Below are 26,509 nucleotides of genomic sequence, written 5' to 3' on the forward strand. Positions count from 1 at the left end.
TTCTTTCGTTGTTATATGGAGGATTATCCATATATTTGTAAATAAACTAGGTAAGCTTATGGCAGCGAAGAAAGATAGAGTACTTTGGGCTGATGACGAGATTGATTTGTTGAAACCGCATATCTTGTTCTTGCAGGACAAAGGGTATGAGGTCGTTCCGGTGGTGAGCGGGCAAGACGCTATTGACTGCTGTAAGGAACAATCGTTTGATATTATTTTTCTCGATGAGAATATGCCCGGCTTGACAGGGTTGGAGACGCTGTCGCATATCAAGGAGATCGCTCCGAATGTGCCGGTCGTGATGGTGACTAAAAGTGAGGAGGAAAGTATCATGAATCAGGCGATCGGAAATAAGATCGCGGATTATTTGATCAAACCGGTAAATCCCAACCAATTGCTTCTCTCTATCAAGAAGAATGTCCATAAGAACGTGATTATCTCCGAGACGACCACGGTGGGTTATCAGCAGGAATTCGGTCGTATCGGTATGCAAATCAATGATTCCTTGACCACAGACGACTGGATGGAGGTCTATAAGAAACTGGTGTACTGGGAACTGGAACTGGAAAGCAGCCAAGTGGCAATGACAGATATGCTCCGTATGCAGAAGGAAGAGGCCAATAACGCTTTTGCCAAATTCGTGAAGAAGAATTATGTGGACTGGATACAGAATCCGGCCGATCGCCCGTTGATGAGCCCCGACCTGTTTAAGAAGAAGGTTTTCCCAATGTTGGATAATGACGAGAAGGTTTTCTTTATATTGATCGATAATTTCCGGCTGGATCAATGGCGGGTGGTAAAAGAATTGCTTACTGAGTATTTTACGTTTGACGAGAGCTTGTATTATAGCATACTGCCAACCGCCACGCAATATGCCCGCAACTCTATATTCTCGGGCTTGATGCCTTCGCAAATAGAGCAGATGTTTCCGGATTTGTGGGTAGATGAGGAGAGCGAGGAAGGTAAGAATTTGAATGAGGCTCCATTGATTCAAACCCAGATCGATCGGTTCCGTAAGAAATATACCTTCTCATATAATAAAGTACACGATTCCCAATATGGAGAGAAATTGTTGGGTACGATCCCTTCTCTTACTCGTAATCAACTGAATGTGATTGTGCTGAACTTCGTGGATATGCTTTCGCATGCTCGTACGGAGAGTAAGATGATCCGTGAGTTGGCGCAAAGCGAGGCGGCCTATCGCAGCTTGACTAAATCATGGTTCCAGCACTCTTCTACGCTTGAGTTGTTCAAACGAATCGCTGAGCGGGGAGCTAAGGTAATCGTTACGACCGATCATGGGACGATCCGGGTAACGAATCCGATCAAGGTGATAGGTGATAAGAATACGAATACCAATCTACGCTATAAAGTAGGCAAGAACTTGAACTACAATCCGAAAGAGGTATTCGAGATCCGGGATCCGGAAAAAGTAGGACTTCCCTCCCCGAATCTAAGTAGTAAGTATATTTTCGCTTACGGAGAGAATTTCTTCGCTTATCCGAATAATTATAACTATTACGTATCCTATTATAAAAATACATTCCAGCACGGAGGAATCTCGATGGAGGAGATGTTGGTGCCGTTTATTACGATGGAACCGAAATGATAATATGCCGAAAAGTTGCGTATATCATAAATATCACGAACTTTGCAGTCCATATAAACTGTAAACACGAATGCTATGAGCACACTGAAAATAGAAAGTTTGGATAAGATCCATGAGGCGGCTAAGGAGTTTATCGCCGGGATGGATGATCGTACGGTCTTTGCCTTCTATGGTCCGATGGGGGCCGGTAAGACTACCTTTATCAAGGCGATCTGTGAGGAATTGGGTGTGGAGGACGTGATCAACAGTCCCACATTCGCTATTATCAATGAGTACCGTAGCGATACGACGGGAGAATTGATTTATCATTTTGACTTTTACCGGATCAATAAATTGAGTGAGGCGGAGGATATCGGAACAGAGGATTATTTCTATAGCGGGGCTTTATGTTTTATCGAATGGCCGGAGAAAATAGATGAGTTGTTGCCCGGAGATGTGGTAGATGTAACGATCTCGGAGAATCCGGACGGTTCACGTACTGTAGAGGTTAAGTAAGTCTATGGATCCTTCCGAATACTTTATCTTATCCTTGTTTATCGCTTTGGGATTGTTCTCAATCGTAGCGGCGATCTGTAATTTTGATTGGTACTTTAAAACCAGCGGGGCGATGACTTTCGTGAACTGGTTCGGTCGTGGCGGCGCACGTATCTTCTATGCGTTGTTGGGAATCGGGCTGATCGCTTGTGGGGCGCTGGGACTTATGTATTGGTGATAAAAAGTAAATTATACTTACTTGTCCTAGTAAGTATAATCAAAATGCCTAAGTAAGTATAACTTCGTTGTCTGATGAAGTTATACTTACTTTGAAAAAGGCCTTATTCCGCTAATTGGAAATCGAGTTGCTTACGTTCCAGATTCGCTTGCGCTACTTTGATAGTGATAGGGTCTCCCAAACGATATTGACGTTTCTTGCGACGGCCCAATAAACAATAATTCTTCTCATCAAACTCATAGTAATCATCATCCAGATCACGGATTGGTACAAGCCCCTCGCATTTATTCTCGTTCAGTTCTACGTAAAGCCCCCATTCGGTGACACCGGAGATAACGCCGTCGAATACCATGCCGAGCTTATCCTGCATGAATTCTACTTGCTTATATTTGATGGATGCACGCTCTGCGTTGGCGGCGACTTGCTCCATGCTGGAACAATGATCGCATAAATCCTCATACTTCTTTTGTATAACGCTACGGCCACCGGCTAGATAACGTTCCAGCAATCGGTGTACCATCATATCCGGATAACGGCGGATAGGAGAGGTGAAATGTGTATAGTATTCGAAAGCCAAGCCATAGTGACCGATATTCTCCGTGGAGTAACGGGCCTTTTGCATGGCACGGATCGCAACTGTCTCGATCAAGTTCTCTTCCGGTTTTCCTTGTACATTGTCTAATAAGGAGTTGATTCCTTTGGAGACATCCGTCTTCGTGCCGTCTGTTTTCAACTTATAGCCGAAGCGACGGATAAAAGAGGCGAAATTCTCCATTTTATCTGGGTCCGGAAGCTCATGGATACGATAAACAAATGTCTTCTTAGTCTTTCCTTTAGGAGGACGGCCCACGAACTCGGCTACGGTACGGTTTGCCAATAGCATGAACTCCTCGATTAACTTGTTAGCGTCTTTTGAGATCTTGAAATAAACACGGACCGGTTTCCCTTGTTCGTCGATCTCGAATTTAACCTCATAACGGTCGAAGTTGATAGCGCCACTCTTGAAACGGCGTTCCCGCAATTTCTTGGCAAGGTCGTTCAAGGCTAGAATCTCCTCTTTATAATCTCCCTCGCCGGTTTCGATCACCTCTTGTGCCTCCTCGTAGGTAAAGCGGCGGTCGCTCTTGATGATCGTGCGGCAGATCCGGGAGTTTTGTACCACGGCATCGCTATTTAGTTCGAAGACAGCGGAGAAACATAATTTTTCCTCGTCGGGACGTAAAGAGCATATTTGGTTGCAAAGTCGCTCGGGAAGCATCGGTATTGTACGGTCTACCAGATAAACGGAAGTCGCACGGCTTTGCGCCTCTTTATCGATGACACCGTCCGTTTTCACATAATGTGTTACGTCGGCGATATGTACGCCAACCTCCCAGTTCCCGTTATCCAAACGGCGTGCGGAAAGGGCATCGTCGAAGTCTTTTGCGTCCTTCGGGTCGATCGTGAAGGTTGTTATCCCCCGGAAATCCTCCCGGTTCTCAATTTCCTCCGGAGAGATCGCTTCCGGGATCTTATCCGCCGCTTTTTCTACCGAGGAAGGATATTTGTAAGGCAATCCGAATTCGGCAAGGATCGCGTGCATCTCGGCGGTATTCTGTCCGGCGATACCTAATATATCGATGACCTCACCCAGTGGATTCTTGGCTTCATCCGGCCATTCCACGATACGTACGATCGCTTTGTCGCCGTTCTTGCCCCCTTTCAGTTTATCCTTAGGGATGAAAATATCGTTAGCCAACGTCTTGTTTTCCGTAATCAAAAAGGCAAAGCCTTTAGCTACTTGAAGTTTACCTACGAAAGTACGCTCCTTGCTCTCAAGGATTTCCACGACCTCACCTTCCGGCTCGGCACCTTTACGTTTGGCGAAAAGCTGTACTTTCACTTTGTCTCCATCCATGGCATGCCCGGAATTACGTTCAGCGATAAATACCGGCGTACCTCCGTCTTCAGGGATGAAAGAATTCTTTCCATTGCTGCGGCGTGCGAAAGTTCCTACGGCCATGGTTCCCAATCCGTTGAGACGGTAACGGCCACGGTCGATCTCGGTGATGATATCCTCGGCGGACAAGTCATACAGGATGTCTACCACCTGCAATTTCTGCACTTGGTTCTCGACTCCGATGATCTTGCTGATTTGTTTATAGTTGAAAGGTTCCTTGGGAGAGGATTGGAATACGGAAATGATAGCTTGGATCATCGCTTCTTTTTTCATACGTTTACCAGATCCTTTGTCCTTTTTGCCTTTTTTCTCTTTGTTATCTTTTTTTGCAGGTTTATTCTTTGCCATTCTGTATAATTATTAGCATTTGTTAGATGTGGAGACAGGAGTATGCCTCTATTTTGCATGCTATGTCTACAAAGTAAACAATTTAAATTGATATTTGGTTTACGATTATGCTACTTTATAACCAAAAATACGGATTATTAATGAAAACAATTCGCCGGCACCCCTTTCGCTCCGGGCTTGCAACAGAATACGCTACCGCTTAGTGGATATTCCTCAAGCTGTTCCTCACTCAATCCAGCACGGGCGGTCGTTATATAAAGCGTGTCGAGCTTATCCCCTCCAAAAGCGCATGACGCTACGTGGGGGGCCGGTACGACAATTTTTGTCAACAGGTCGCCGGTATAGGGATTGTAACAATAAACACCGCCACCTCCCCATTGAGCCACCCAAAGGTTGTCGTTGCAATCTATCGTCATTCCATCCGGGGAGCCGGTGCCCTCGGGTATATTTACGGCTACGCCATCGTACAATATGTCACCGGAGCTATCGTCATACCGGAAACGTATGATCTTACGGGTAGGTGTGTCGTTGTAATACATGTATTTCTTGTTGGCGGACCATACGATCCCATTGGAGATCGTGACTTTTGTCAACTTTGTTTCGACGGTTCCGTCTGCCCATACACAATAAAGGCTGGCAGCCCCTTTAGGCGCGCCAAATCCCATGGTGCCGATCCATAAGCGTCCGGACGGGTCGCATTTCCCATCGTTGCAACGAATCTTCCCGTTATTGTCCGGGATTGGGACGATAGATGCCGTGTTCCCATCCGTTAGGTTTACACGTATGATCTCGTTTTGTAAAGCGACGACTACCGTACTGTCCGTTTCCGGTACGACGGTAGAGACCATGCGGTCGAACTGCCATGAACGGCAATTTTGCAAGTCCGGTATATACTCATATAACGTCTTTCCTTCAATATCTACCCAGAAAAGTGTATTGCGATCGGGATGCCAAATCGATCCCTCCCCTGTAGTAGCTTCCGCCCGAAACGCCAGATCGGGGCTGATTATAATAGGATCGTTTATACAAGAGGTTCCTTCAAACATGATAAATGCCAATATTAATTTAATAACTATTTTTTTCATGGTATGCTATGAATCTGAGTTTACAAAGGTATAAATTTGTTTTATAATGCCATGATAAAAGATTATTTATGTAACTTTGCCGCTTAAATAAAATTACCGATGAGCGTAGAGATAAGAGAAGTTACCAGTAAGAAGGAGCTTAAGAAGTTTGTCAAGTTCAATATCGAATTATACAAGGGTAATCCCTATCACGTACCGGGTTTAATAGAGGAAGAGATGATGACGCTGGATAAGAAGAAAAATCCGGCGTTCGAGGTGTGCGACGCTATTTACTTCCTTGCCTATAAGGACGGGAAGGTGGTAGGCCGTATCGCCGGTATGGTGAATCGCCCGAGTAACGAGGCTTGGGGACAGAAACGTGCCCGCTTTGGTTTCGTTGATTTTATTGATGATGACGAGGTGGTTGATGCCCTTTTTGGCGCTGTCGAGAAATGGGCCCGCGAACAAGGCATGGAGGAGATCCACGGTCCGATGGGCTTTACCGATATGGATCACGAGGGTATGTTGATCGAGGGTTTCGATCAGATCGGTACGATGGCTACAATTTATAATTATCCCTATTACCCCAAGCAAGTGGAGCGTATCGGATACGGAAAGGATCAAGATTGGCATGAATTTAAGATCTATATACCGGATGGCGTTCCCGAGAAGCATTTGCGTATCGGCGAGATCGTGAAGAAGAAATACGGATTGAAGGTGCTGAAGTTCAAGAACGCTAAGGAGATTATGCCTTACGCACGTCCGGTATTCCATACATTGAACGCGGCTTTCGCTCCCTTGTATGGTTTCGCGCAATTGACCGAGAAGCAGATCGATTATTATATCAATATGTATATCCCTATGCTGCGTTATGATTTGGTAACGCTGATCGTAAGGGAAGAGGATAATGCGGTGGTTGGCTTTGGCATCTCCCTGCCCAACCTTTCGAGAGCCTTGCAAAAGGCTCGTGGGCATATGTTACCCTTCGGGTGGATTCATTTGCTGAAAGCGTTGAAGAGCAAACCGAAAGTAATCGACCTGTATTTGACAGGAGTTTTGCCGGAATATCAAAGTAAAGGCGTGAACGCTTTATTATTTAATGACTTGATTCCGGTCTATAAGCGTATCGGTGCCGTTTACGCCGAGAGTAACCCGGAGCTGGAGACGAATAGCGCCGTACAAGCGCAATGGGATTATTTCAAGCGAGAGCATCATAAATCAAGAAGAGCGTATATTAAAAAGTTATAAGAGATATGGATGAGCTGAATTCAACGATACAACAACCTACGGAATATAACGATGATGACATCAAGACACTGGACTGGATGGAGCATATCCGACGGCGTCCCGGTATGTATATCGGAAAACTGGGGGACGGTAGCTATGCCGATGATGGTATCTATGTGTTGTTGAAGGAGGTGCTGGATAACTCTATCGACGAGTACATGATGGGGTATGGCAAAAGTATCGAGGTGACTATCGAGGAAGGTACGGTAGCCGTACGGGATTATGGCCGTGGTGTCCCTCTGGGTAAAGTCGTGGATGTGTCTAGCAAGATGAATACCGGCGCTAAATACGATAGCAAGGCGTTTAAGAAATCCGTGGGTTTGAATGGTGTGGGTATCAAGGCGGTGAATGCCTTGAGTAGTTATTTCTTGATAACCAGCTACCGTGACGGAGAGTGTAAGCGGGTGGAATATAGTAAGGCGATCGTCACGGAGGAATCGGATATCCAACCGACCGGGGAGGCGAACGGTACGCAGGTGTTTTTTGTCCCGGATCGGGAGATCTTTAAGGATTATCATTATAAGGACGAGTTTATCGAGGGGCTATTAAAGAACTATGTCTTCTTGAACTCGGGACTTTCCATTATTTACAACGGCAAGCGTTTCTATTCCCGCAACGGTCTGGTGGATTTGTTGAACGAGAATATGACCACCGAGCCTCTTTACCCGATCATCCACCTGAAAGGGGAGGATATAGAGGTGGTTATCACGCATAGCAACCAATATGGAGAGGAATATTATTCGTTCGTGAACGGCCAGCATACCACCCAAGGCGGTACGCACCTTTCCGCTTTCAAGGAGTCTATAGGCCGTGTCATTAAGGAATATTACAATAAGAATTTCGAGTATTCGGATATTCGTGCGGGTATCGTGGCCGCTATCAGCATAAAAGTGGAGGAGCCTGTATTCGAGAGCCAGACAAAGACCAAGCTCGGCTCGAAAGATATAGGACCGGACGGCCCTACGGTAGCGAAGTTTATCGGTGATTTCATCAAGAATGACCTGGATAACTATTTGCATAAGAATATGGAGACTTCGGAGCTTTTGCTGAAGAAGATCTTGGAGTCCGAGAAAGAGCGCAAGGCGATCGCCGGTGTTACGAAGCTGGCCCGCGAGCGTGCGAAGAAAGCGAATTTACATAATAAGAAACTAAGGGATTGCCGGATTCACCTGACCGACTCGAAAGGGGATTTGCTAGAGGAAAGCAGTATCTTTATCACGGAGGGTGACTCGGCTAGCGGTTCTATCACGAAGAGCCGTAACCCGAATTACCAAGCTGTATTTAGTTTGAGGGGTAAGCCTTTGAATAGTTATGGCTTGACAAAGAAGATCGTTTACGAGAACGAGGAGTTTAACTTGCTTCAAGCGGCCTTGAATATTGAGGATGGCTTGGAAGGTTTGCGGTATAATAAGGTGATTATCGCGACAGATGCCGATGTGGACGGGATGCATATCCGTTTATTGTTGATTACCTTCTTCTTGCAATTCTTCCCCGATTTGATTAAGCGTAATCATGTTTATATCTTGCAAACCCCGTTATTCCGGGTACGTAACCGGCAGAAGACGTGGTATTGTTATTCGGAGGAGGAACGCTTGGCTGCCATAGCCGCTGCCGGGAAGAATCCGGAGATCACCCGATTCAAAGGTCTGGGAGAGATCTCTCCCGATGAGTTCAAGCATTTTATCGGCAAGGATATACGCCTTGATCCGGTGACAATGAAGAAAGAGGACCTCGTGAAAGATATGCTCGAGTTCTATATGGGGAAGAATACCATGGAGCGACAGAACTTTATTATCGATAACTTAGTGGTTGAAGAAGATGTCATCAATTGAAAATAAACGTATTGCGCTTTTTCCCGGTACCTTCGATCCTTTTACGATCGGGCATCAATCCTTGGTAAGGCGTGGGTTGGAACTGGTGGACGAGATCGTGATCTCGATCGGTATCAACGATAAGAAGCTTACCTATTTCTCCTTGGAGAAGCGGATGGAAGCGATCTGGAATCTATACAAGGATAATCCAAGGGTGAAAGTCATGTCATATAATCAATTGACGGTGGATTTCGCTAAAGAGGTCGGAGCCGGCTTTATCTTAAGAGGAATCCGTACGGTCAATGATTTCGAATACGAGAAGACGATCGCGGACGTGAACCGGAAGTTGACGGGTATCGAGACTTTTATCTTGTTTACGGAACCGGAGCATACGCATATTAGCTCAAGCATAGTCCGTGAGTTGTTACGCTACGGCAAAGACATTTCCCAATTCGTCCCTAAAGAGACGAGATTGTATTGAAAATTATGAAACGAATATATCTGATGAAAAGAATCGTCTTATCCCTGCTGATCGTCTTAGGTGTGTTTACCGGAGCGACAGCGCAAAAAGCGAATATGGATGCCCGGAAGCTCCAATTGGCTTTATTCGCCATCTCTAATCTATATGTCGACTCTACTAGCGAGACGAAGTTGGTGGAAGACGCTATAGTCGGCATGTTGGATAAGCTAGACCCTCATTCCAATTATATGGACCCGGAGGAGACGAAAGAGATGACCGAGCCTTTACAAGGCAATTTCGATGGTATCGGCATACAGTTCAATATGTTGACGGATACGCTTTACGTGATTCAGGTAATCCCCGGAGGTCCCTCTGAGAAGGTGGGGTTGATGGCGGGCGACCGTATTATCCAAGTAGACGATACTTTGATCGCCGGCGTGAAGATGAAGACTACCGATATCATGAAGAAGCTACGCGGACCGAAAGGTACCGAGGTGCGTGTGAAAGTAAAGCGAGGCAAGTCGCCGGAATTGATGGATTTCAAGATCGTTCGCGGTAAGATTCCCGTGTATAGTCTGGATGCCGCTTATATGGCGGATAAGAATACCGGTTATATTAAGTTGAACCGTTTCGCCGCTTCTTCCGCCGATGAATTCAGGGAGGCGTTGGAGAAGCTCCGGAAACAGGGCATGAAGAACTTGATTCTGGATTTGCAGGGAAATGGCGGGGGATATTTGAATATCGCCATAGAGTTAGCGGATGAGTTCTTGGATAAAAACCGGTTGATCGTTTATACGAAAGGGAGTAAGCAACCTCGTGAGGAGGCGAACTCTACCGCTCGTGGACAATTCCAAGAGGGACGTTTGGTCGTTCTGGTGGACGAGTCCTCGGCTTCGGCCAGCGAGATCGTCTCCGGCGCTATTCAAGATTGGGACCGTGGAGTGATCGTAGGTCGCCGTACCTTTGGTAAAGGTTTGGTACAGAAACCGATTCCCCTGCCGGATGGTTCCATGATTCGTTTGACGGTTTCCCGTTACTATACACCCACCGGACGTTGTATACAAAAGCCTTACGAAAACGGGAAGATGGAGGAGTACCACCATGATCTGATCGACCGTTATAACCGGGGGGAGTTGATGAGTGCCGATAGCATTCATTTCCCGGATTCAATGAAGTATAACACCTTGGTTACCGAGCGTACCGTATATGGAGGTGGAGGTATTATGCCGGACGTGTTCATCCCGGTAGATACGGCCCGTTATACGGATTATCACCGGAAACTGGTAGCTTCCGGTTTAGTCAATCGGGTGTCCATGAATTATCTGGATCGTAATCGGAACCAGATGATGGCTAAATATCCGAAATTCCAGCAGTATAAGCAAGGTTTCGTGGTCGGAGAGGATATCATGGAGGAGCTTCTTAAGATGGCCGGCGATGAGAAGATTGAGTTTGAGGAAGAGCAATATAATCGTTCGAAGCCGTTGATCATGCTTCAGATCAAGGCGCTTATCGCACGGGATCTCTATGATATGGCGCAGTACTTCCAGATTATCAATGATGATAATCCGAGTTACCAGAAAGCGCTTCAGATTATTAATAATAAAGAAACTTACAATAGGCTTTTAGGACGTTAGCCAACGTAAACAGATAAGGGTATGTATTGGACGCTTTTTCTGACATTCGTGAAAATCGGTATGTTTACCATCGGAGGTGGATACGCCATGTTGCCGCTTATCCAGCGGGATGTGGTGGACCGGGGATGGATGACGAAAGAGGACTTTATCGACGTTTTCTCCGTGGCCCAATCGTTGCCGGGTATTTTCGCCGTGAATATAGCGATCTTCGTGGGTTATAAACTGAAGAAGACATGGGGCGGTTTTGTTTGTGCCTTGGGTACGATTCTCCCTTCTTTTGTAATCATGCTCTTGATCGCGTTATTCTTTACGCAGGTAAAGGATAATGTATGGGTGGAGAAGGCGTTTATGGGATTGCGTCCGGCGGTGGTCGCCTTGATCGCCGTGCCTTGTCTGACAACCGCACGCTCTATCAAGTTGAGTTACGTGCAAATGATCATACCTGTCGGGGCGGCATTGCTGATCTGGATGGGTGGGGTGTCTCCCGCTTGGATTATCTTGGCGGCTATAGCCGGAGGTTTGGTGTATGGTTTAAATAAGAAGGGCTGATATGATTTGGTTGCAATTATTATATGTATATCTGAAGATCGGTATATTGGGCTTTGGTGGCGGGTATGCGATGTTATCCTTGATACAAGCCGACGTGGTGGACCGCTATGGTTGGATTTCCTTGCAGGAGTTTACCGATATTGTCGCTATCTCTCAAATGACACCCGGGCCGATCGGTATCAATAGCGCCACCTATATAGGGTATACGGCGGTGCATAATGCGGGGTATTCGGAGACGATGAGTATCCTAGGGTCTTGCCTGACGACATTCGCGGTATGTCTGCCCTCTTTCATATTGGTTCTCTTGATCTCTTATTTCTTCGCTAAGTTCCGGAATAATAAATATGTAGAGGCGGCTTTCCTTGGATTGCGCCCGGCTACGGTCGGTTTGATCGCCGCCGCTGCCTTGCTATTAATGAATAAAGAGAACTTCATCGACTACAAGAGCTTCTTGATCTTTGGTGCCGCCTTTATCTTGACTTGGAAATTCAAGATACATCCTATCTTGATGATTATTTTGGCAGGTATCGCCGGGGTTATTTTGTATTATTGAGGATCAAATCGGCTCAATTTGAGCTGATTCTTTAAGAAGAATGACTACTTTTGAGCCGATAAAAGATAGGTGGAATGGCGTTTATCCTTACTTCTTGCTCGATATAACGCAAATCCGCTGACACACCTTTTGTGCGGAGGTAGCGATATCGTGGGAAGGAAGTGGTGATAAGCGTGCTTTTTCGTTAAAAAGAGGCCGATTTGGGACATAATAGGTGACGAGACAGCTTGCGAGAGGACGCATTCCTTGATGCGTATACTTGCGTTAGACGTTGTGAGTGGCTGTGCATTGGGTTGTGAGTACCCGTGAATGGGCATTCGTAGCCTGTTACAACCTTATCGTAACACTGTTTCACCCTTTTTCTTGTCTAAATAGATGAATTAGGATGAATTCATTTCACTGGAATAAAAGACTGTTTTTGGGTATTCGTCTATTAGCGAGCTGATTGCCGTTTTTTTCTTTCGTATTTGGGAGTGAGCCGTACCTTTGCCCGGAATAATCGATTCTCCGGGACTTCGGTTATCATTTTGTCAAATTGTCAAATCGATGGCCTTATAAATATATATCCGCACGCTTTCCTGTCGATGCAATTGCCCGTTTAATCGGTGAAAACAGCCCCTTTTTCTAGTCTGGTTGCCCATGTTTTTAAGGTAATATAGTTTTGCTTTCGTAAAAAGATAGAAAACGAAGGCAATATGAAACAATACGCTTTATTATTCGCATGTCTGTTCTTCCTCTGTGTGGGGAGTAAGGCACAAGAGCAACCTACCCGATGGACGTTGCGTGCTTGCTTGGATTACGCTTTGGAGCATAATATCCAAGTAAAGAAAAGCAAGGTGTCGCATCTTTCCGGTATAGAGGATACGAAGCAGGCGAAAGCACAGCTTTTCCCTTCCCTTTCGGCTTCGGTTACCCAAGGATTCGTGAATTATCCTTCGAGCGACGCCGCTACGAATAATAGCTATAGCGGTAATTATGCGCTGAACGCTAAATGGACGCTTTTTGATGGAGGGCAACGTGTACAGGCGATCAAGCAACAGGAAATACAAAATACCGTCGATGAGCTGGGTATCGAGCAAAACGAGGATGATATCCAAATCTCCTTGATACAGACCTATATGCAGGTACTATATGCGATGGAGTCCGTTCGTATCAACCAAAATACGGTCGAGGTATCTACGGCGCAACGGGATCGTGCGGTGGAGTTGCTACGTGCCGGTTCGATCTCGAAAGTGGATTTGGCTCAGTTGGAAAGCCAGTTAAGCACCGATAAATATCAATTGGTCGTAGCCCAGACGAATCTAGACAATTATAAGTTGCAATTGAAGCAATTACTAGAACTGGATATAACCGAAGAGATCGAATTGGTGATGCCGGAGCTTACGGAGAAAGATATCTTAACCCCGCTTCCGAGCAAGCAAACGATTTACAATACCTCTCTGGCCGTGATGCCGCAAATAAAGAGCAGTGAGCTGGCCGTGGACATCGCCGAGCTGGAGAAGAAAAAGGCGAAAGGTGCTTTCCTTCCTTCGCTCTCCATGAACGCCGGGCTGGGTACCGGCCATCTTTCCGGAACGGATTACGCTTTCGGTAGCCAGGTCTGGAATAGCTTCAACGAGAGTGTCGGATTGACGATCAGCATCCCTATCTTCAGTAACCGCCAGTATAAGACGGCCTATAACAAGGCGAAATACGCGATTACCACCAGCCAGTTGGAGTTGCTGAATACCCAAAAACAATTGCTGCAAACCGTGGAGGGGATCTATCTGGACGCTACCTCGTCGCAGACCCAATATACCTCGGCTACCGAACGCTTGAGTTACGTGAAAGAAAGCTATAACTTGATCGATGAGCAATTCAGCCTCGGTATGAAAAATACGCTTGAGCTATTGACGGAGAAGAACAATTATCTGACCGCCCAGCAAGAGCAGCTACAAGCGAAATACATGGCCTTGATGAGCGTTCAATTGCTGAATGTTTATCAGAAGAAGCCGGTTGCGGAGAATTATTAACCCACTAATGGATATATTTACTCCACTCTCTTTTTTCAAGGTTACCCTGCGACGGAGGTCGTGGGGGGCCTTTTGAACAAGAATACAACGTAAAACAGAAATAAAAAGAATCAGAATATGGACAAGAAGAAACTAATCATGGGCGGTGTTGCCGTTATCCTCATTGCGGGGGGCGTGTTCCTTTTCACGGGCAAATCCTCGAAAGGCGGGATCAAGCTGGAGACCGCTAAAGTAGGGCGCAGCACGATCACGAATACGGTTACGGCCACCGGTACGGTAGAGCCCGTTACCGAGGTTGAGGTAGGTACGCAGGTCTCCGGTATCATCGATAAGTTGTACGCTGATTATAACGACGTGGTGAAAGCCGGCCAACTGATCGCCGAGATGGATAAGATCAACCTCCAAGCCGAGCTTCGTTCCGCCGAGGCGCAATTGGCGAGCAGCAAGACGGAGTTCGAGTATCAACAGAAGAACTACGCACGTAGCAAGGTGCTTCACGAGAAACAATTGATTAGCGATACGGATTATGAGACGGCTACCTATAATTACGAGAAGGCGAAGGCCGCTTACGACCAGAGTCAGGCCTCCATGGTAAAGGTAAACCGTAATCTCGAATATGCCACGATCACGAGCCCTATAGACGGAGTGGTTATCAACCGGGCTGTTGAGGAAGGACAGACCGTTGCCGCCGGCTTCGAGACCCCGACGCTGTTTACCATTGCCGCCGACTTGACGAAGATGCAGGTAATAGCGGATGTGGATGAGGCGGATATAGGGAACGTGGAAGAAGGTCAACGAGTTAGTTTTACGGTGGATGCCTACCCGAACGATCAATTCGAGGGCGTGGTTCGTCAGATTCGTTTAGGGGACAGCGAAAGCACTTCCAGCGCTTCTTCCAGTACTTCTTCTTCCACGGTTGTTACGTATGAGGTAGTAATTACGGCGGATAATCCGGACTTGAAACTGAAACCTCGCTTGACGGCAAATGTCACAATTTATACGTTGGAACGTGCGAATATCTTGACCTTGCCGAACAAGGCGCTTCGTTTTATCCCCGAGCCCGCCATCATGGAATCGTTGGGTATGACCGTGACGGATCCGAATGCGGAGGTACAACCCGGAAAACGCTTGGTTTGGTCCCGCCAAGGAAATACCTTGAGCCCAAGGCAGATTACGGTCGGAACCAGCAACAACAGCGTGACCGAAGTAACCGAGGGCTTGAGCGAGGGCGATGAGGTAGCCGTAGATTTAGCGAGCGCCGCCAACATGCCGGAAGTAGGTGCAGGAGCGGAGCGTAGCCCCTTCATGCCGGGCCCTCCGGGAAGCAACAAAAATAAGAGATAGTTTGCGTCATGAAAGAAATTATCACATTAGACAATATAAAACGAGACTTCCACGTAGGCGACGAGACCGTCCATGCCCTGCGAGGCGTGTCGTTCACGATTCGCGAGGGGGAGTTCGTTACGATCATGGGAACCTCCGGCTCCGGAAAGAGTACGTTGCTGAACACGCTGGGTTGCCTTGATACTCCTACGAGCGGGGAGTATTACTTAGACGGAGTATCCGTGCGCACCATGAACAAGCGGCAGCGAGCGACCCTCCGGAATCGCAAGATCGGATTCGTTTTTCAAAATTACAATCTGTTACCGAAGACGACAGCGGTAGAGAACGTAGAGCTTCCTCTCATGTACAATCCTACTTATAAAGCGGCCCAACGTAGGGAGAAGGCGGTCAACGCTTTGATCGCCGTGGGCTTGGGAGACCGACTGATGCATAAAAGTAACCAGATGTCCGGTGGCCAGATGCAGCGTGTGGCGATCGCCCGTGCCTTGGTGAACGATCCGGCGGTGATCCTTGCGGATGAGGCTACCGGCAACTTGGATACCCGTACCTCTTTCGAGATCTTGGTGCTCTTCCAGCGCCTGCACGCCGAGGGACGCACGATTATCTTCGTCACCCACAACCCGGAGATTGCCCAATACAGCAGCCGGAATATCACGTTGCGCGACGGTCATGTAACCGCCGATACGGTGAATACGAATATCTTGAGCGCCGCTGAGGCTTTGGCCCGCCTGCCCAAGAATGATGATTAGAATAATGAATTAATGTGGTAATAGCATATTATTTAGAATGAATACGACGAATTTACTAAAGATAGCCCTCCGGGCCTTGGCCAACAACAAGCTGCGGGGATTCCTCACGATGCTGGGTATCATCATCGGCGTGGCTTCCGTGATCACGATGCTGGCCATCGGTCAAGGCTCGAAGCGGAGTATACAGGCGCAGATCAGCGAGATGGGCTCGAACATGATCATGATCCAGCCGGGAGCCGACATGCGTGGCGGCGTACGCCAAGACGCCTCTGCCATGGAGACGCTGAAGCTACAGGACTACGAGGATATCGTGAACGAGACTCGCTACGTCTCCGCCACCTCGCCCTCCGTGAACAGTAGTGGGCAGGCCATCTATGGCGCCAATAACGCCCCGACTACCGTCTACGGTATTAGCCCGGATTATATGGAGATACGCCGATACGAGGTGGAGGATGGCGATATGTTCAGCGATCAGGACGTACAGACCGCCGCCAAGGTATGCGTGATCGGGAAGACGGTGGTGGATAACCTTTTCCCCGGCGGAGAGAATCCCGTCGGTAAGGTGATCCGTTTCCAGAAGCTACCGTTCCGGGTCGTGGGCGTACTGAAAAGCAAAGGATACAACAGCATGGGAATGGACCAAGACGACCTGATCTTAGCTCCATACACAACTATTCAAAAAAAGATCTTGGCCATTACCCATTTGCAAGGCATAACCTGCTCGGCGCTCAAGGAGGAGTACACCGATCAAGCCATAGACGAGATATCGGAGATACTGAGGCGTAACCATAGGTTGCGGGAAACCGATGATGATGATTTCACGATCCGGAGTATGCAGGAGTTGAGCACGATGTTGACAAGTACGACGGATATAATGACGACGTTGCTGGCTGCGGTGGCTGGTATCTCTCTTCTCGTTGGTGGTATCGGTATCATGAATATCATGTACGTGAGCGTGACGGAGCGTACGCGGGAGATCGGCCTCCGTATGAGTATCGGTGCGAAAGGCATGGATATCTTGGCTCAGTTCTTGATCGAGTCTATCCTTATCAGCGTGACCGGAGGATTGATCGGCGTGCTTTTCGGCGTGGGAGCTGCCTTGATCGTGAATGTCGTGGCGCATTTCCCGATCTATATCCAGCCGTGGAGCGTACTGCTCTCTTTCGTGGTATGTACGGTGACGGGCGTGTTCTTCGGATGGTACCCGGCCAAGAAGGCGGCGCAGCTCGACCCGATCGAGGCCATACGCTATGAGTAGACGAATGCTCACTAGATAAGGCTACATGGCTCATATAACGGTAGGAATGACTATATTTGCGTAGCACTAAAGAGGATAATAAGATGAATGACACACCACAATCTCCCCCTATCAAAGGTTTGGGAAAGTTGATACACATCGCGGGATGGGGTATCCTGTTCTGCTCCCCCTTTTTCTTCACGGGGAGGGAGTCGCAAGTCACGTTCGAGGGCTATTTCCGGAGCATCATCGTGCCGCTTTCCTTCATGCTCGTCTTCTACTTGAATTACGGGTGGCTGGTGAGGCGGTATTTGTTTAACCGCCGGACAGGGCGTTTCCTGCTGATCAACCTATTGCTTATCGGGGGTATGATGCTGTTCGTGCATCTCTGCATGCGCTATTTCTATCCGCCGGAGATGCATCATCCGGCTCGTCCGCCCCGCCCGTTGAACGAGACGGTGGGGTTCTTTCTCGTCAACGCCGTTATCTACTCCTTGGTAGCCGGCCTTAGCGTGGCGATCAAGATGACGGACGGATGGTACCGGGTGGCGGCTATCCAGCGGGAACTGGAGAAGGAGCGTGCCGAGGCGGAATTGCAGAACCTGAAGAGCCAGCTTAACCCGCATTTCCTGTTTAATACGTTGAATAATATCTATAGCTTGATAGCGTTCAGCCCGGAGAAGGCGCAGGAGGCGGTGCACGATTTGAGCCGCTTGCTTCGCTATGTCTTGTATGAGAGTAGCCAGCCTTTTGTCCCATTGGAGAAGGATTTCGACTTCCTTCGTAATTATGTGGAGCTGATGCGTATACGCCTGCCCAAACATGTGGAGCTGAAAACGAATATCGTCGCTTCCTCCCCGGGAACCTTGATCGCCCCCCTGTTGTTTATCTCCTTGGTCGAGAATGCGTTTAAGCATGGGGTGAGCAATAATAAGCCGTCTTTCATCCATTTGGATATCCATCAGGAGGGGGCGGAGGTAGTTTGTACTATTGTGAATAGCTATTTCCCGAAAAGCCCGGATCAAGATAAAAGTGGTTCCGGTATCGGGCTGGTGAATCTGGAGAAACGCTTGGGGCTGCTCTATTCGGGGCATTTCTCGTTCCAATGCGGTCGGGAGGGGGATAACTATTCTTCTTATCTATCAATTACTATAAACGAGACTGAGATATGAGATTGACTTGCGCGATTATTGACGATGAACCTTTAGCGGTTAGCTTGCTGGAAAGCTACGTCTTGAAAACTCCGTTCCTGGATTTACAAGGGACTTATAATAGTGCCTTGGACGCTCTTTCCGACTTACGGGATCGGCCGGTGGATCTGCTTTTTCTGGATATCCAGATGCCGGAGTTGAGCGGATTGGAGTTCTCCCGTATCTTGAACGCCGATACCCGTGTCATTTTTACGACGGCTTTCGATCAATATGCCGTGGATAGTTACCGAGTAAACGCGCTGGATTATTTGTTGAAGCCAATTAGTTATCCGGACTTCCTTGCCTCGGCGAATAAGGCGTTGCGATGGTATGAGTTGCTCCGTAAGCCGGTGTCTTCGGAAGAGAAAGAAGGATCCGCGCCAATCGCGGAGAAGGGCGGGATGGAGAGTATTTTCGTCAAGAGTGAGTATAAGCTGTTGCAAATAGAGCTGCGCAAGATATTATATATTGAAGGATTAAAGGATTACGTGAAGATATTCGTGGAGGATGAGCCCCGTCCGGTCCTTTCGTTGATGAGCATGAAGAGTTTGGAGGATATGTTACCTTCGGATCGCTTTGTGCGTGTTCATCGCTCTTTTATCGTCCAGCCGGAGAAGATCAAGGTGATCGAGCGGAATCGGATTGTCTTTGGAAAGGAGTATATCCCGATCTCCGACAATTATAAACAGCATTTCCTAGAGATGATAGAGCGTAGATCGATCCTGCCGAAATAACCGCTGGTTACTTGAACAACTGGAGCAATAATTTCTCTATCGCTACGGTCATAGGACGTCCGTCGCAGGAATAGTTGTTTACGAATAGGGCGATGGCGTATTGCTTATCGCCTTTGTTTATATATCCCGCATATCCTTTTACCCGGCTCATGCTTCCGCTTTTAAGATGGGCTTTTCCTTGGAGGAATGAGCCTTTTAAGAAGTTCCTCACCGAGCCTTCTACCCCCGCTACGGGCAATGATTCGTAGAAGGCTGTGTGTTGTTGTGAACAGGTTTTCATATAAATCAATAAATCAGCCACAAAAGCTGTTGATAACTTGTTGGTAACCGCAAGACCGCTACCGTCGTACATCCAGACGCACGAGAGGTCGAGTCCTTTCCCTTGCCAATAGTCCCGAAGCACCTGGATACCCCGGTTAAAAGAAGATATGACCTCTCCCTTACGGGGCGTATAGCGTAGGCCGATCGTCTTGATCAAGGCATCGGCGAATAAATTATGGCTGACATGATTGGTCACTTCCACGATTTCCCGAAGCGTAGGGGAGTAAGTGGTAACAATCTCGGTCCGTTTCCCGGGTTGCCACCTACCGGCTTCCCGCAAGATACGGAAACAAGACGGTGATTCGCCGACCGTGATCCCTTCATGTTCCAATTGCCTAGTGAGATAATCCGCTAGGAAAAGAGCCGGGTCGGGAATATCCCCTTTGAGCGGATACCATTCCCGGTTAGCGGGGACAATGCCATATAAATAACGATCCGTGGCGAATGGCGCCCCTACGATAAAAGAACTATCCGAAGATACTTGCTGGGTCGTTAAGTAATTATGGAAATGGATGCCGGATAATTCCGGTTCGGTTCCTTTCAACTTCGGGCGGGTTCCGGGAGCTCCGGTTTGCAACCCTAATTTATAAAGATTGTCGAATACGCAAATCCCATAGCTTCCGGCACCATAATAACTACCCATATCTTCGCCAACCCATTTAAGGGAAGTGCCTTCCGTGTCGAATATACTTTCATCAGCGATTACGGCTCCTTGTATTTTATGGATACCCACCTTTTTCAAGGCGGAGATCCATTCCTGTAGAAACCGCTTATGATCCGGGGCGAAATGCGCTGAGCCAAGGCTAGGATCTCCGCTTCCCTTGATATATAAATTGCCTTTTAACAAGCCGTTCTCGATGGAGCCGTCGTATTCTAATGTCGTGGGAAAGCGATAATCCTCGCCCAATATCTCCAATGCGGTAGCGGTCGTAACCGTTTTCATGACCGAAGCTGGGGTCAGCTGCCGGATTGTATCGTAAGCGAATACCGTCTCGCCACTGTTAACCTCTTTCACGATCAAGGAAAATGAAGCTCCTTCCATATAAGGCTTGCGCAGGAATTGCTTGATAGGTTGTGGAGTCTGTGCCCCCACTGAAAGGTATAAGCAAGAAATGAGGAGGAAAAAGGATATTTTACGTATCATGATGTTTATATATTCTACTTTATTCTATCTTTGTCGCAAGCAAAGATATGAAAATAATATGAATCCACTGTTTGACAAGCCTTTTACGTTTGACCGTGTAATACGCATAGTGTTCGGTATACTGGTCATCTCAGGAATTATTTATTTGATAGCCTTATTACGAAACGCTTTGTTACCTTTCCTGATCGCTTGGTTACTGGCTTATATGATGCAACCGTTCGTAAAGTTCTTCCAATATAAATTATGTTTTAAGAGCCGCATCTTATCGATTATGGCGGTATTGGTGACTTTAGGGCTATTGATAACGTTGCTGGTAGTCATGGTCATTCCTTCCATTGCGGCTGAGGCGGATAAAACGCTAGAACTGATCCGCACACATGATCCCGGTGAAGGTCATGTCCCTTTGATCCCGCATTCATGGATGGAATATCTGGAAAGTAATGTGAACTTCGCCCAGATCATGGAGTTATTGAGTAAGGAGAATTTGTTGAAAGCGGTGAAGCAGATTGCGCCCCAGTTATGGTCTATCTTATCGAACACTTTCTCAATCCTTTTCAGTATCACGATCGTGTTCGTGATCTTGCTTTACTTTATTTTCATCCTTTTGGATTATGAGAAGATCGCGAATGGTTGGATCGATTTGATACCGGAGCGTTACCGTCCGTTCCTGCAAGGTTTGGCTGAGGATGTGGAATACAGCATGAATCGTTATTTCCGCGGACAATCGTTGATCGCTCTTTCTGTAGGGGTTCTCCTCGCGATCGGCTTTAAGATCATTAATTTCCCGTTGGCGGTCACGCTGGGCCTGTTTATCGGCGTGCTGAACTTAATTCCCTATATGCAGGCGATCGGTATTATCCCGATGATTCTATTGAGCTTATTGCGTTCGGCCGAGACTGGCGAGAACTTCTGGTTGATCTTTGGTATGGCTATTTTAGTCTTGGGTATCGTACAATGTATACAGGATTTATATCTTACCCCTCGCATAATGGGTAAGGCTATGGGACTGAATCCCGCCATCATCTTACTCTCATTATCCATCTGGGGAACGATCCTAGGCTTTATAGGCTTAATAATAGCCCTCCCATTGACAACATTGTGCTTATCCTACTATAAACGCTTTATCTTGCACGAAGATAATGAGTTAGATCCCGGAAACCTTGCTCATCAACCTAAGCGAGAGAAAATAAATTCAGATTTAATCGCAAAAAAATAGCCATGCCTATTGCATATTAAAAAAATACTCCTACCTTTGCACCCGCATTACAGAAGTAACGCACAGGATGATTCGCTAGCTCAGCTGGTAGAGCACAACACTTTTAATGTTGGGGTCCTGGGTTCGAGCCCCAGGCGGATCACTGAAAACAAAAGAGAAATCAAGCAAATCCCTGATAATCAGACATTATCAGGGATTTCTTTTTTCTGGCAGGTAGCAGAAAATAGCCGTTTCAAGCATATTATTGGTGGATAAATCGTGGAACTAAAATTTAGTCTGAAAAAGTCCCACGAATTTGCATCTTTCTCACTGATTCATAGTATTTTGCATAGACTTACTTTGGAAGAGAATACATAGTTTTGTAACTTAAAAAACGATGTAAAAATGGCTCGAAAATCATTTTCTGTTTTGTTCTTTATCAAAAAAGCCAAGTTATTAAAGAACGGAGAAGCACCTGTGTGCATGAGAATCACTGTAAACGGATGTATGGTAGATATTTCTATCAAAAGAAGTTGTCCCGTAAACCTATGGAATCAAGCAAAAGAGAATTCAAAAGGAAAAGACCGTATGTCGGTGGAACTGAACCACTACTTAGAAATCACACGCTCACGCATACACCAAATTTATAGGGAACTGGAAACTTCCGACAAGGTTATCACCGTTGATCTTGTGAGAAAACTGTATTATGGTGTGGATGAAAATAACAAAACGCTATTACAGGTATTCAGGGAGCATAACGAACAAAGCCGCAAGCTAATCGGTAAAGACTTTGTTAGTAAAACCGTTCAACGGTATGAAACCACTACCCGATATTTGGAGGAATTCATTAAGAGAGAATATCAGTTATCGGATATTGCTCTGAACAACTTGGAAGCCAACTTCATTTCTAAGTTCGATGCTTTCTTGAAGATTGAAAAAGGTTGTGCGCAGAATTCAGCTATCACCCGATTGAAGAACTTGAAGAAGATAATCCGCATTGCTTTGGAAAACGACTGGATAAAGAAAGATCCGTTTGCTTACTATCGCTTCAAACTGGAAGAAACCGATCCTGAATTTCTGACGATGGACGAGATTAAAATAATTCTTGCCAAAGAATTCACGATTAAACGAGTAGAACAGGTACGGGATGTTTTTATTTTTTGCGTTTTTACAGGTTTGGCATTCAGCGATGTGAAAGATTTATCGCCTGAACATTTGGTTAGAGATAATAAAGGAGAACTTTGGATAAGAAAGAACCGCCAAAAGACAAAAGTCATGTGTAACATTCCTGTGCTACCTGTGGCAGCTTCCATGCTTGAAAAGTATAAGAATGTGGCAGAATGTACTGGAAAACTATTGCCTGTATTGTGCAATCAACGCATGAACAGTTATTTGAAAGAAATTGCAGATGTGTGTGGAATACATAAAAACCTCTCCACACATACCGCTAGACACTCGTATGCCACCTCTATATGCCTTGCAAACGGCGTGAGTATGGAAAATGTAGCCAAGATGTTAGGTCATGCAGATACCAGCGTGACGAAACACTACGCACGGGTACTGGATCAGAATATTCTAAAGGACATGCAGAAAGTAAATAGCTGTTTGTCGGAATTGACTCTATAAAAAGGTAGTAGCCAATATATAAAAAGGATTGGGAAGAATGAATTTCATTTTCTCAATCCTTTTCTTTTAAGGCAAGTTTTCCATAACTCAATATGAAGCATTGACAAAGGTAAGTTCCGTATTTAGCCTGTCAAGTCCAAGCCTTCGGTTTAGATGAAAATCTTCCTCTCATTACATTCGAGCGTATTTTCATCTAAAGACTTGCACAGACTAAATACTTCACTGGAAAAGTCAATGATTCAAATTAAATTCCGAAAAACAATGTTTTCGGGGCTGGTGGGCTATTCTTTCCAGCTTTCAAAGTAGTGCTTTTGGAGTAGCTTATCAATATCACTTTGACGGTAGATGATTTTACCTTTTATCTGAATAAAGGGGATTAGTCCCGTATCTCGCCACTCTTGCAGGGTTCGCAAACTGACATTCAGTTTCTTGGAAACTTCATTGTTGGAAAGAAAGCGTTCCCCGTTTAGGTGGGGCTTGTAGTGCTTGACAATAGATTCAATGCCGTTCAGCATTGAATCAAGCGAAGAAATAAATTCTTTGACTTGTGGGGTATCTTTATTTATTAGTTCCATGATTGAAAGATTGTTTTATTGAAATATTGATTTCAAGATGGCTAGATAGCAGACTAGTTGCGCAGATAGTCACCAAGCGATGAAATACTAAGTACATCTTTTACCGAATCATAATCTACATAGAGTCGTTTGGATGCAATGGAAATAAAGTACTGGCTATCATCTTGCTGTATCTCATAAGTAGCGGGTGAAGCCTGTTTGGTAGTTTCCGATACATATATAATAGAAAGAAGGTACTCTTTATCATTCCGATAGATGATAACCGTAGGATTCAGATTAACGCTTTCCCATGTGCCGACAATGGAAAATAGGTTGAAGGACGGATAATCTTTTTTAGTTCTTTTCATAAGACGTGGTTTGTTTGAGTGATTGATTCTGTGTTTCACTGTCTGCAATAATTCTTTCAATATCGGATGACTTATAATAAATCTTGCTCCCGATTTGAGAATAAGCCAACCGCCCACTACTTCGGTAATATTGCAGCGTGCGTTTACTAAAGCCTAACAATAGGCATACTTCCTGACTATCCAGCCAGTTTTCGTCTTTCTGAGTATGAGTGCTGCATAAACATTCTATTCGTTTGGCAAACTTGGTGAACCGTTCGCAGACATGCGAAAAGGTTCTCTTTTCAATGGTTACTACTTCCATGCTTCTAATTTAAAATGGTTTATAAAACGTGTTGATTCTATTTTCATCGGCAAATGAAAGAAGAATTAAGAGCCGTTTTCAAAACTGTCTGAAAGTGGTAGAATATGACTATATCTGGCTTCTTCCAAAAATTCAAAAGCCAGATATATAATTGAAATATGCTTTGTTATTAGAAAATACTATATTAATATCAAAAGTAGAATTTTAAGTCTCCACACCTGCGCTATGCTTCGGGTTATATTCTAGTTTAAGACTTGCACAAACTGGATAATACACTGATAGAGTTAATGTTATTAATCCGTCTCAGAAAAAATGTTTTATTGAATCGAGCTGTTTAATAAGCCCAACCTTTGAGCAATATTAACAGCTTCAATAGAATTGTTTGCCTTTAATTTTAATAGTATGTTTTGCCTATGAGTATTTATTGTATTGATACTGACATTTAAAGAGTTTGCAATTTCTTTGCTTAATAAGCCTTGTTTCATTAATTGTAAAACGCACAACTCCCTATTAGTCAATGGTTCTTCTAAGGTATCTGACAAATCAATAAATATCTGTTCTCCTGTTTCAAAATTATATAGGTGGCTTTTGGTTATTTCTGATTCATGACTTGCATCAACATCAATAACCGAAAGCATAAGCCAAATATTACCTGATTTATCCAATTCTATTGCTTGCTCCTGTTCAATAATACGGATATATTCACCACGTACATTTTTTACTCGCATCTCATGTACCATCTTGTGCTTCATTTTTTCTTCTGCGGAAAGACTACTTAATAAAGAGTAGATTTTCTTTCTAACAAGCAAGCCGTAATGTATATCACCCGGATGAATAATTTCTAAGACAGGTTCATGTCCGTTGATAAATAACCTTTCAGGGTCAATTCCGTATGACTGAGGAATATTGTCTGATGCAAAAACGAATTTTTTAGTACAGCAATCAAAGACCAGCACAATACTATGCGCTAGTTCCGACAATTTGAGCCAATCTGCTTTTTTTTGTTCTATAACAGAGTAATCCAACTCGTTGATAAAAGTGCTTGATGTTGGCAGAATATTTTCGACTACTTTTTCTATTTTATCTATTGATTCATTTTTCATATCTCACATTTTCAGTTCATTAAGTCTTTCCTCATTATAAATGACTATTGTAACAGTTAAGGCTTGCCTATAACTTTGCACAAAGTTAATAAATTAATAATGAATAACATGTGTAGGGTTACATATAGTTATTCATGCCAATAATAAACAATTAAAAACTATCAATTATGATTCAGAAAGTTAAGCTAACAACACGTGAAGGTAAAAAAGTTATGGGCTACCGAGTTACTGTAACTTCGGATTTTCATTCTAATATAGAGAATATATGGGATAAAATTCAAGATGTCAATACTCTGAGAGAGATTTGTAAACCTAAAGCTAGTTTTATTGCTTGTGATGATTCTCCTATACAGTGGAAAGAGGGCAAAACTTTTGTTTTCAAAATGTACTTGCATGGATTTTTACCAGTAGGTAGGCATACAATTAATGTTGTCAAGATGGATAAAACGTCACGAGAAATAGATACAAAAGAATATGATAATACTGTAGTCATTTGGAATCACTATATTAAGATGGAAGAAATAAGCCAACAAGTAACCCGATATACTGACACTGTGGATTTATATGCTGGTTGTTTAACGTCTATTGCTGCATGGTGGACTTTAAAATTCTATAAGCATAGACAACGTAAATGGCAAAAGATAGCTAAGAGTTTATAAATTCAT

At 45.3% G+C, this 26,509-nt stretch carries 25 protein-coding genes and 1 tRNA gene; 19 read left to right on the top strand and 7 right to left on the bottom strand.

All coding sequences use genetic code 11. The features are described from left to right. The first annotated feature begins 58 nt into the window (after positions 1 to 58). The 3 genes from ACESPU_RS16380 (at position 59) to ACESPU_RS16390 (ending at position 2,321) form a co-directional block, all read left to right on the top strand. Positions 59 to 1,609 carry a PglZ domain-containing protein gene (locus ACESPU_RS16380; RefSeq protein ID WP_373133518.1) on the top strand — a complete coding sequence of 517 codons (1,551 nt, stop codon included), beginning with the start codon at positions 59 to 61 and terminating at the stop codon, positions 1,607 to 1,609. Between the two features lie 75 nt (positions 1,610 to 1,684). After that, positions 1,685 to 2,104, top strand: a complete 420-nt coding sequence (gene tsaE, locus ACESPU_RS16385) for a tRNA (adenosine(37)-N6)-threonylcarbamoyltransferase complex ATPase subunit type 1 TsaE (RefSeq protein WP_008772916.1) — start codon at positions 1,685 to 1,687, stop codon at positions 2,102 to 2,104. Between the two features lie 4 nt (positions 2,105 to 2,108). Continuing rightward, positions 2,109 to 2,321 carry an immunity 17 family protein gene (locus ACESPU_RS16390; protein ID WP_005859813.1) on the top strand — a complete coding sequence of 71 codons (213 nt, stop codon included), beginning with the start codon at positions 2,109 to 2,111 and terminating at the stop codon, positions 2,319 to 2,321. Positions 2,322 to 2,424: 103 nt separating this feature from the next. Here ACESPU_RS16390 and rnr read toward each other — a convergent pair whose 3' ends face one another. Then, positions 2,425 to 4,608: a ribonuclease R gene (gene rnr / locus ACESPU_RS16395; RefSeq protein WP_373133520.1), complete on the bottom strand. Its 2,184-nt coding sequence runs from the start codon at positions 4,606 to 4,608 to the stop codon at positions 2,425 to 2,427. 137 nt (positions 4,609 to 4,745) lie between these two features. Continuing rightward, the gene (locus ACESPU_RS16400) at positions 4,746 to 5,654 is read right to left on the bottom strand and encodes an SMP-30/gluconolactonase/LRE family protein (RefSeq protein WP_373133563.1); all 909 of its coding nucleotides are present in this window, start codon (positions 5,652 to 5,654) and stop codon (positions 4,746 to 4,748) included. A gap of 138 nt (positions 5,655 to 5,792) precedes the next feature. Here ACESPU_RS16400 and ACESPU_RS16405 point away from each other — a divergent pair, with 138 nt between their 5' ends. The 12 genes from ACESPU_RS16405 (at position 5,793) to ACESPU_RS16460 (ending at position 19,232) form a co-directional block, all read left to right on the top strand. Further along, positions 5,793 to 6,920: a hypothetical protein gene (locus tag ACESPU_RS16405; protein ID WP_005859806.1), complete on the top strand. Its 1,128-nt coding sequence runs from the start codon at positions 5,793 to 5,795 to the stop codon at positions 6,918 to 6,920. Positions 6,921 to 6,925: 5 nt separating this feature from the next. Further along, on the top strand, positions 6,926 to 8,791 hold the full coding sequence (locus ACESPU_RS16410) for a DNA topoisomerase IV subunit B (protein ID WP_005859805.1): 1,866 nt from the start codon (positions 6,926 to 6,928) through the stop codon (positions 8,789 to 8,791). Further along, positions 8,778 to 9,251: a pantetheine-phosphate adenylyltransferase gene (gene coaD, locus ACESPU_RS16415; RefSeq protein WP_005859804.1), complete on the top strand. Its 474-nt coding sequence runs from the start codon at positions 8,778 to 8,780 to the stop codon at positions 9,249 to 9,251. Before ACESPU_RS16410 ends, coaD begins: the two co-directional genes overlap by 14 nt. A gap of 23 nt (positions 9,252 to 9,274) precedes the next feature. Further along, positions 9,275 to 10,864 carry a S41 family peptidase gene (locus ACESPU_RS16420; RefSeq protein ID WP_158532717.1) on the top strand — a complete coding sequence of 530 codons (1,590 nt, stop codon included), beginning with the start codon at positions 9,275 to 9,277 and terminating at the stop codon, positions 10,862 to 10,864. Positions 10,865 to 10,885: 21 nt separating this feature from the next. Continuing rightward, positions 10,886 to 11,413 carry a chromate transporter gene (locus ACESPU_RS16425; protein ID WP_005859800.1) on the top strand — a complete coding sequence of 176 codons (528 nt, stop codon included), beginning with the start codon at positions 10,886 to 10,888 and terminating at the stop codon, positions 11,411 to 11,413. Position 11,414: 1 nt separating this feature from the next. Further along, complete coding sequence (locus ACESPU_RS16430; protein WP_005867334.1) at positions 11,415 to 11,966, top strand: chromate transporter; 552 nt, start codon at positions 11,415 to 11,417, stop codon at positions 11,964 to 11,966. Positions 11,967 to 12,661: 695 nt separating this feature from the next. Further along, positions 12,662 to 13,978, top strand: a complete 1,317-nt coding sequence (locus ACESPU_RS16435; protein WP_005859798.1) for a TolC family protein — start codon at positions 12,662 to 12,664, stop codon at positions 13,976 to 13,978. 117 nt (positions 13,979 to 14,095) lie between these two features. Beyond that, positions 14,096 to 15,322 carry an efflux RND transporter periplasmic adaptor subunit gene (locus tag ACESPU_RS16440; RefSeq protein WP_005867336.1) on the top strand — a complete coding sequence of 409 codons (1,227 nt, stop codon included), beginning with the start codon at positions 14,096 to 14,098 and terminating at the stop codon, positions 15,320 to 15,322. Between the two features lie 8 nt (positions 15,323 to 15,330). Continuing rightward, entirely contained in the window at positions 15,331 to 16,071 is a 741-nt protein-coding gene (locus tag ACESPU_RS16445; RefSeq protein WP_005867337.1) for an ABC transporter ATP-binding protein, read from the top strand. A 37-nt stretch (positions 16,072 to 16,108) separates the two neighbouring features. Further along, positions 16,109 to 17,329, top strand: coding sequence for an ABC transporter permease (locus ACESPU_RS16450; protein WP_005867338.1), 1,221 nt, complete (start codon positions 16,109 to 16,111; stop codon positions 17,327 to 17,329). Positions 17,330 to 17,412: 83 nt separating this feature from the next. Beyond that, entirely contained in the window at positions 17,413 to 18,480 is a 1,068-nt protein-coding gene (locus tag ACESPU_RS16455; protein ID WP_122377471.1) for a sensor histidine kinase, read from the top strand. Further along, positions 18,477 to 19,232: a LytTR family DNA-binding domain-containing protein gene (locus ACESPU_RS16460; protein ID WP_008772909.1), complete on the top strand. Its 756-nt coding sequence runs from the start codon at positions 18,477 to 18,479 to the stop codon at positions 19,230 to 19,232. Before ACESPU_RS16455 ends, ACESPU_RS16460 begins: the two co-directional genes overlap by 4 nt. Positions 19,233 to 19,239: 7 nt before the next feature. Here ACESPU_RS16460 and dacB read toward each other — a convergent pair whose 3' ends face one another. Further along, positions 19,240 to 20,697 carry a D-alanyl-D-alanine carboxypeptidase/D-alanyl-D-alanine-endopeptidase gene (dacB, locus tag ACESPU_RS16465; RefSeq protein WP_158532705.1) on the bottom strand — a complete coding sequence of 486 codons (1,458 nt, stop codon included), beginning with the start codon at positions 20,695 to 20,697 and terminating at the stop codon, positions 19,240 to 19,242. 58 nt (positions 20,698 to 20,755) lie between these two features. On the opposite strand from dacB, the gene ACESPU_RS16470 reads away from it, so the two are divergent. From ACESPU_RS16470 to ACESPU_RS16480, 3 genes are all read left to right on the top strand, one after another. Next, complete coding sequence (locus tag ACESPU_RS16470; RefSeq protein WP_121772135.1) at positions 20,756 to 21,913, top strand: AI-2E family transporter; 1,158 nt, start codon at positions 20,756 to 20,758, stop codon at positions 21,911 to 21,913. A gap of 69 nt (positions 21,914 to 21,982) precedes the next feature. Next, positions 21,983 to 22,055: transfer RNA gene (locus ACESPU_RS16475), tRNA-Lys, on the top strand. Positions 22,056 to 22,297: 242 nt separating this feature from the next. Next, positions 22,298 to 23,518 carry a site-specific integrase gene (locus ACESPU_RS16480; RefSeq protein ID WP_281514282.1) on the top strand — a complete coding sequence of 407 codons (1,221 nt, stop codon included), beginning with the start codon at positions 22,298 to 22,300 and terminating at the stop codon, positions 23,516 to 23,518. 281 nt (positions 23,519 to 23,799) lie between these two features. On the opposite strand, the gene ACESPU_RS16485 is transcribed toward ACESPU_RS16480, so the two are convergent. The 4 genes from ACESPU_RS16485 to ACESPU_RS16500 form a co-directional block, all read right to left on the bottom strand. Beyond that, a complete protein-coding gene (locus ACESPU_RS16485; RefSeq protein WP_004293696.1) occupies positions 23,800 to 24,093 on the bottom strand; it encodes a helix-turn-helix domain-containing protein in 294 nt (97 codons plus the stop codon). A 53-nt stretch (positions 24,094 to 24,146) separates the two neighbouring features. Beyond that, positions 24,147 to 24,440 carry a DUF3876 domain-containing protein gene (locus tag ACESPU_RS16490; protein ID WP_004293695.1) on the bottom strand — a complete coding sequence of 98 codons (294 nt, stop codon included), beginning with the start codon at positions 24,438 to 24,440 and terminating at the stop codon, positions 24,147 to 24,149. Beyond that, complete coding sequence (locus tag ACESPU_RS16495) at positions 24,427 to 24,741, bottom strand: helix-turn-helix domain-containing protein (RefSeq protein ID WP_143259934.1); 315 nt, start codon at positions 24,739 to 24,741, stop codon at positions 24,427 to 24,429. Before ACESPU_RS16495 ends, ACESPU_RS16490 begins: the two co-directional genes overlap by 14 nt. Before the next feature lie 317 nt (positions 24,742 to 25,058). Then, entirely contained in the window at positions 25,059 to 25,844 is a 786-nt protein-coding gene (locus ACESPU_RS16500) for a LuxR C-terminal-related transcriptional regulator (protein WP_004293693.1), read from the bottom strand. A gap of 167 nt (positions 25,845 to 26,011) precedes the next feature. Between ACESPU_RS16500 and ACESPU_RS16505 the strand changes: the two genes are divergently transcribed. Beyond that, positions 26,012 to 26,503 carry a hypothetical protein gene (locus ACESPU_RS16505; RefSeq protein ID WP_009131910.1) on the top strand — a complete coding sequence of 164 codons (492 nt, stop codon included), beginning with the start codon at positions 26,012 to 26,014 and terminating at the stop codon, positions 26,501 to 26,503. The last annotated feature ends 6 nt before the right edge of the window (positions 26,504 to 26,509 follow it).

This window comes from Parabacteroides sp. 20_3, assembly GCF_964238835.1.
Classification (GTDB): domain Bacteria; phylum Bacteroidota; class Bacteroidia; order Bacteroidales; family Tannerellaceae; genus Parabacteroides; species Parabacteroides distasonis.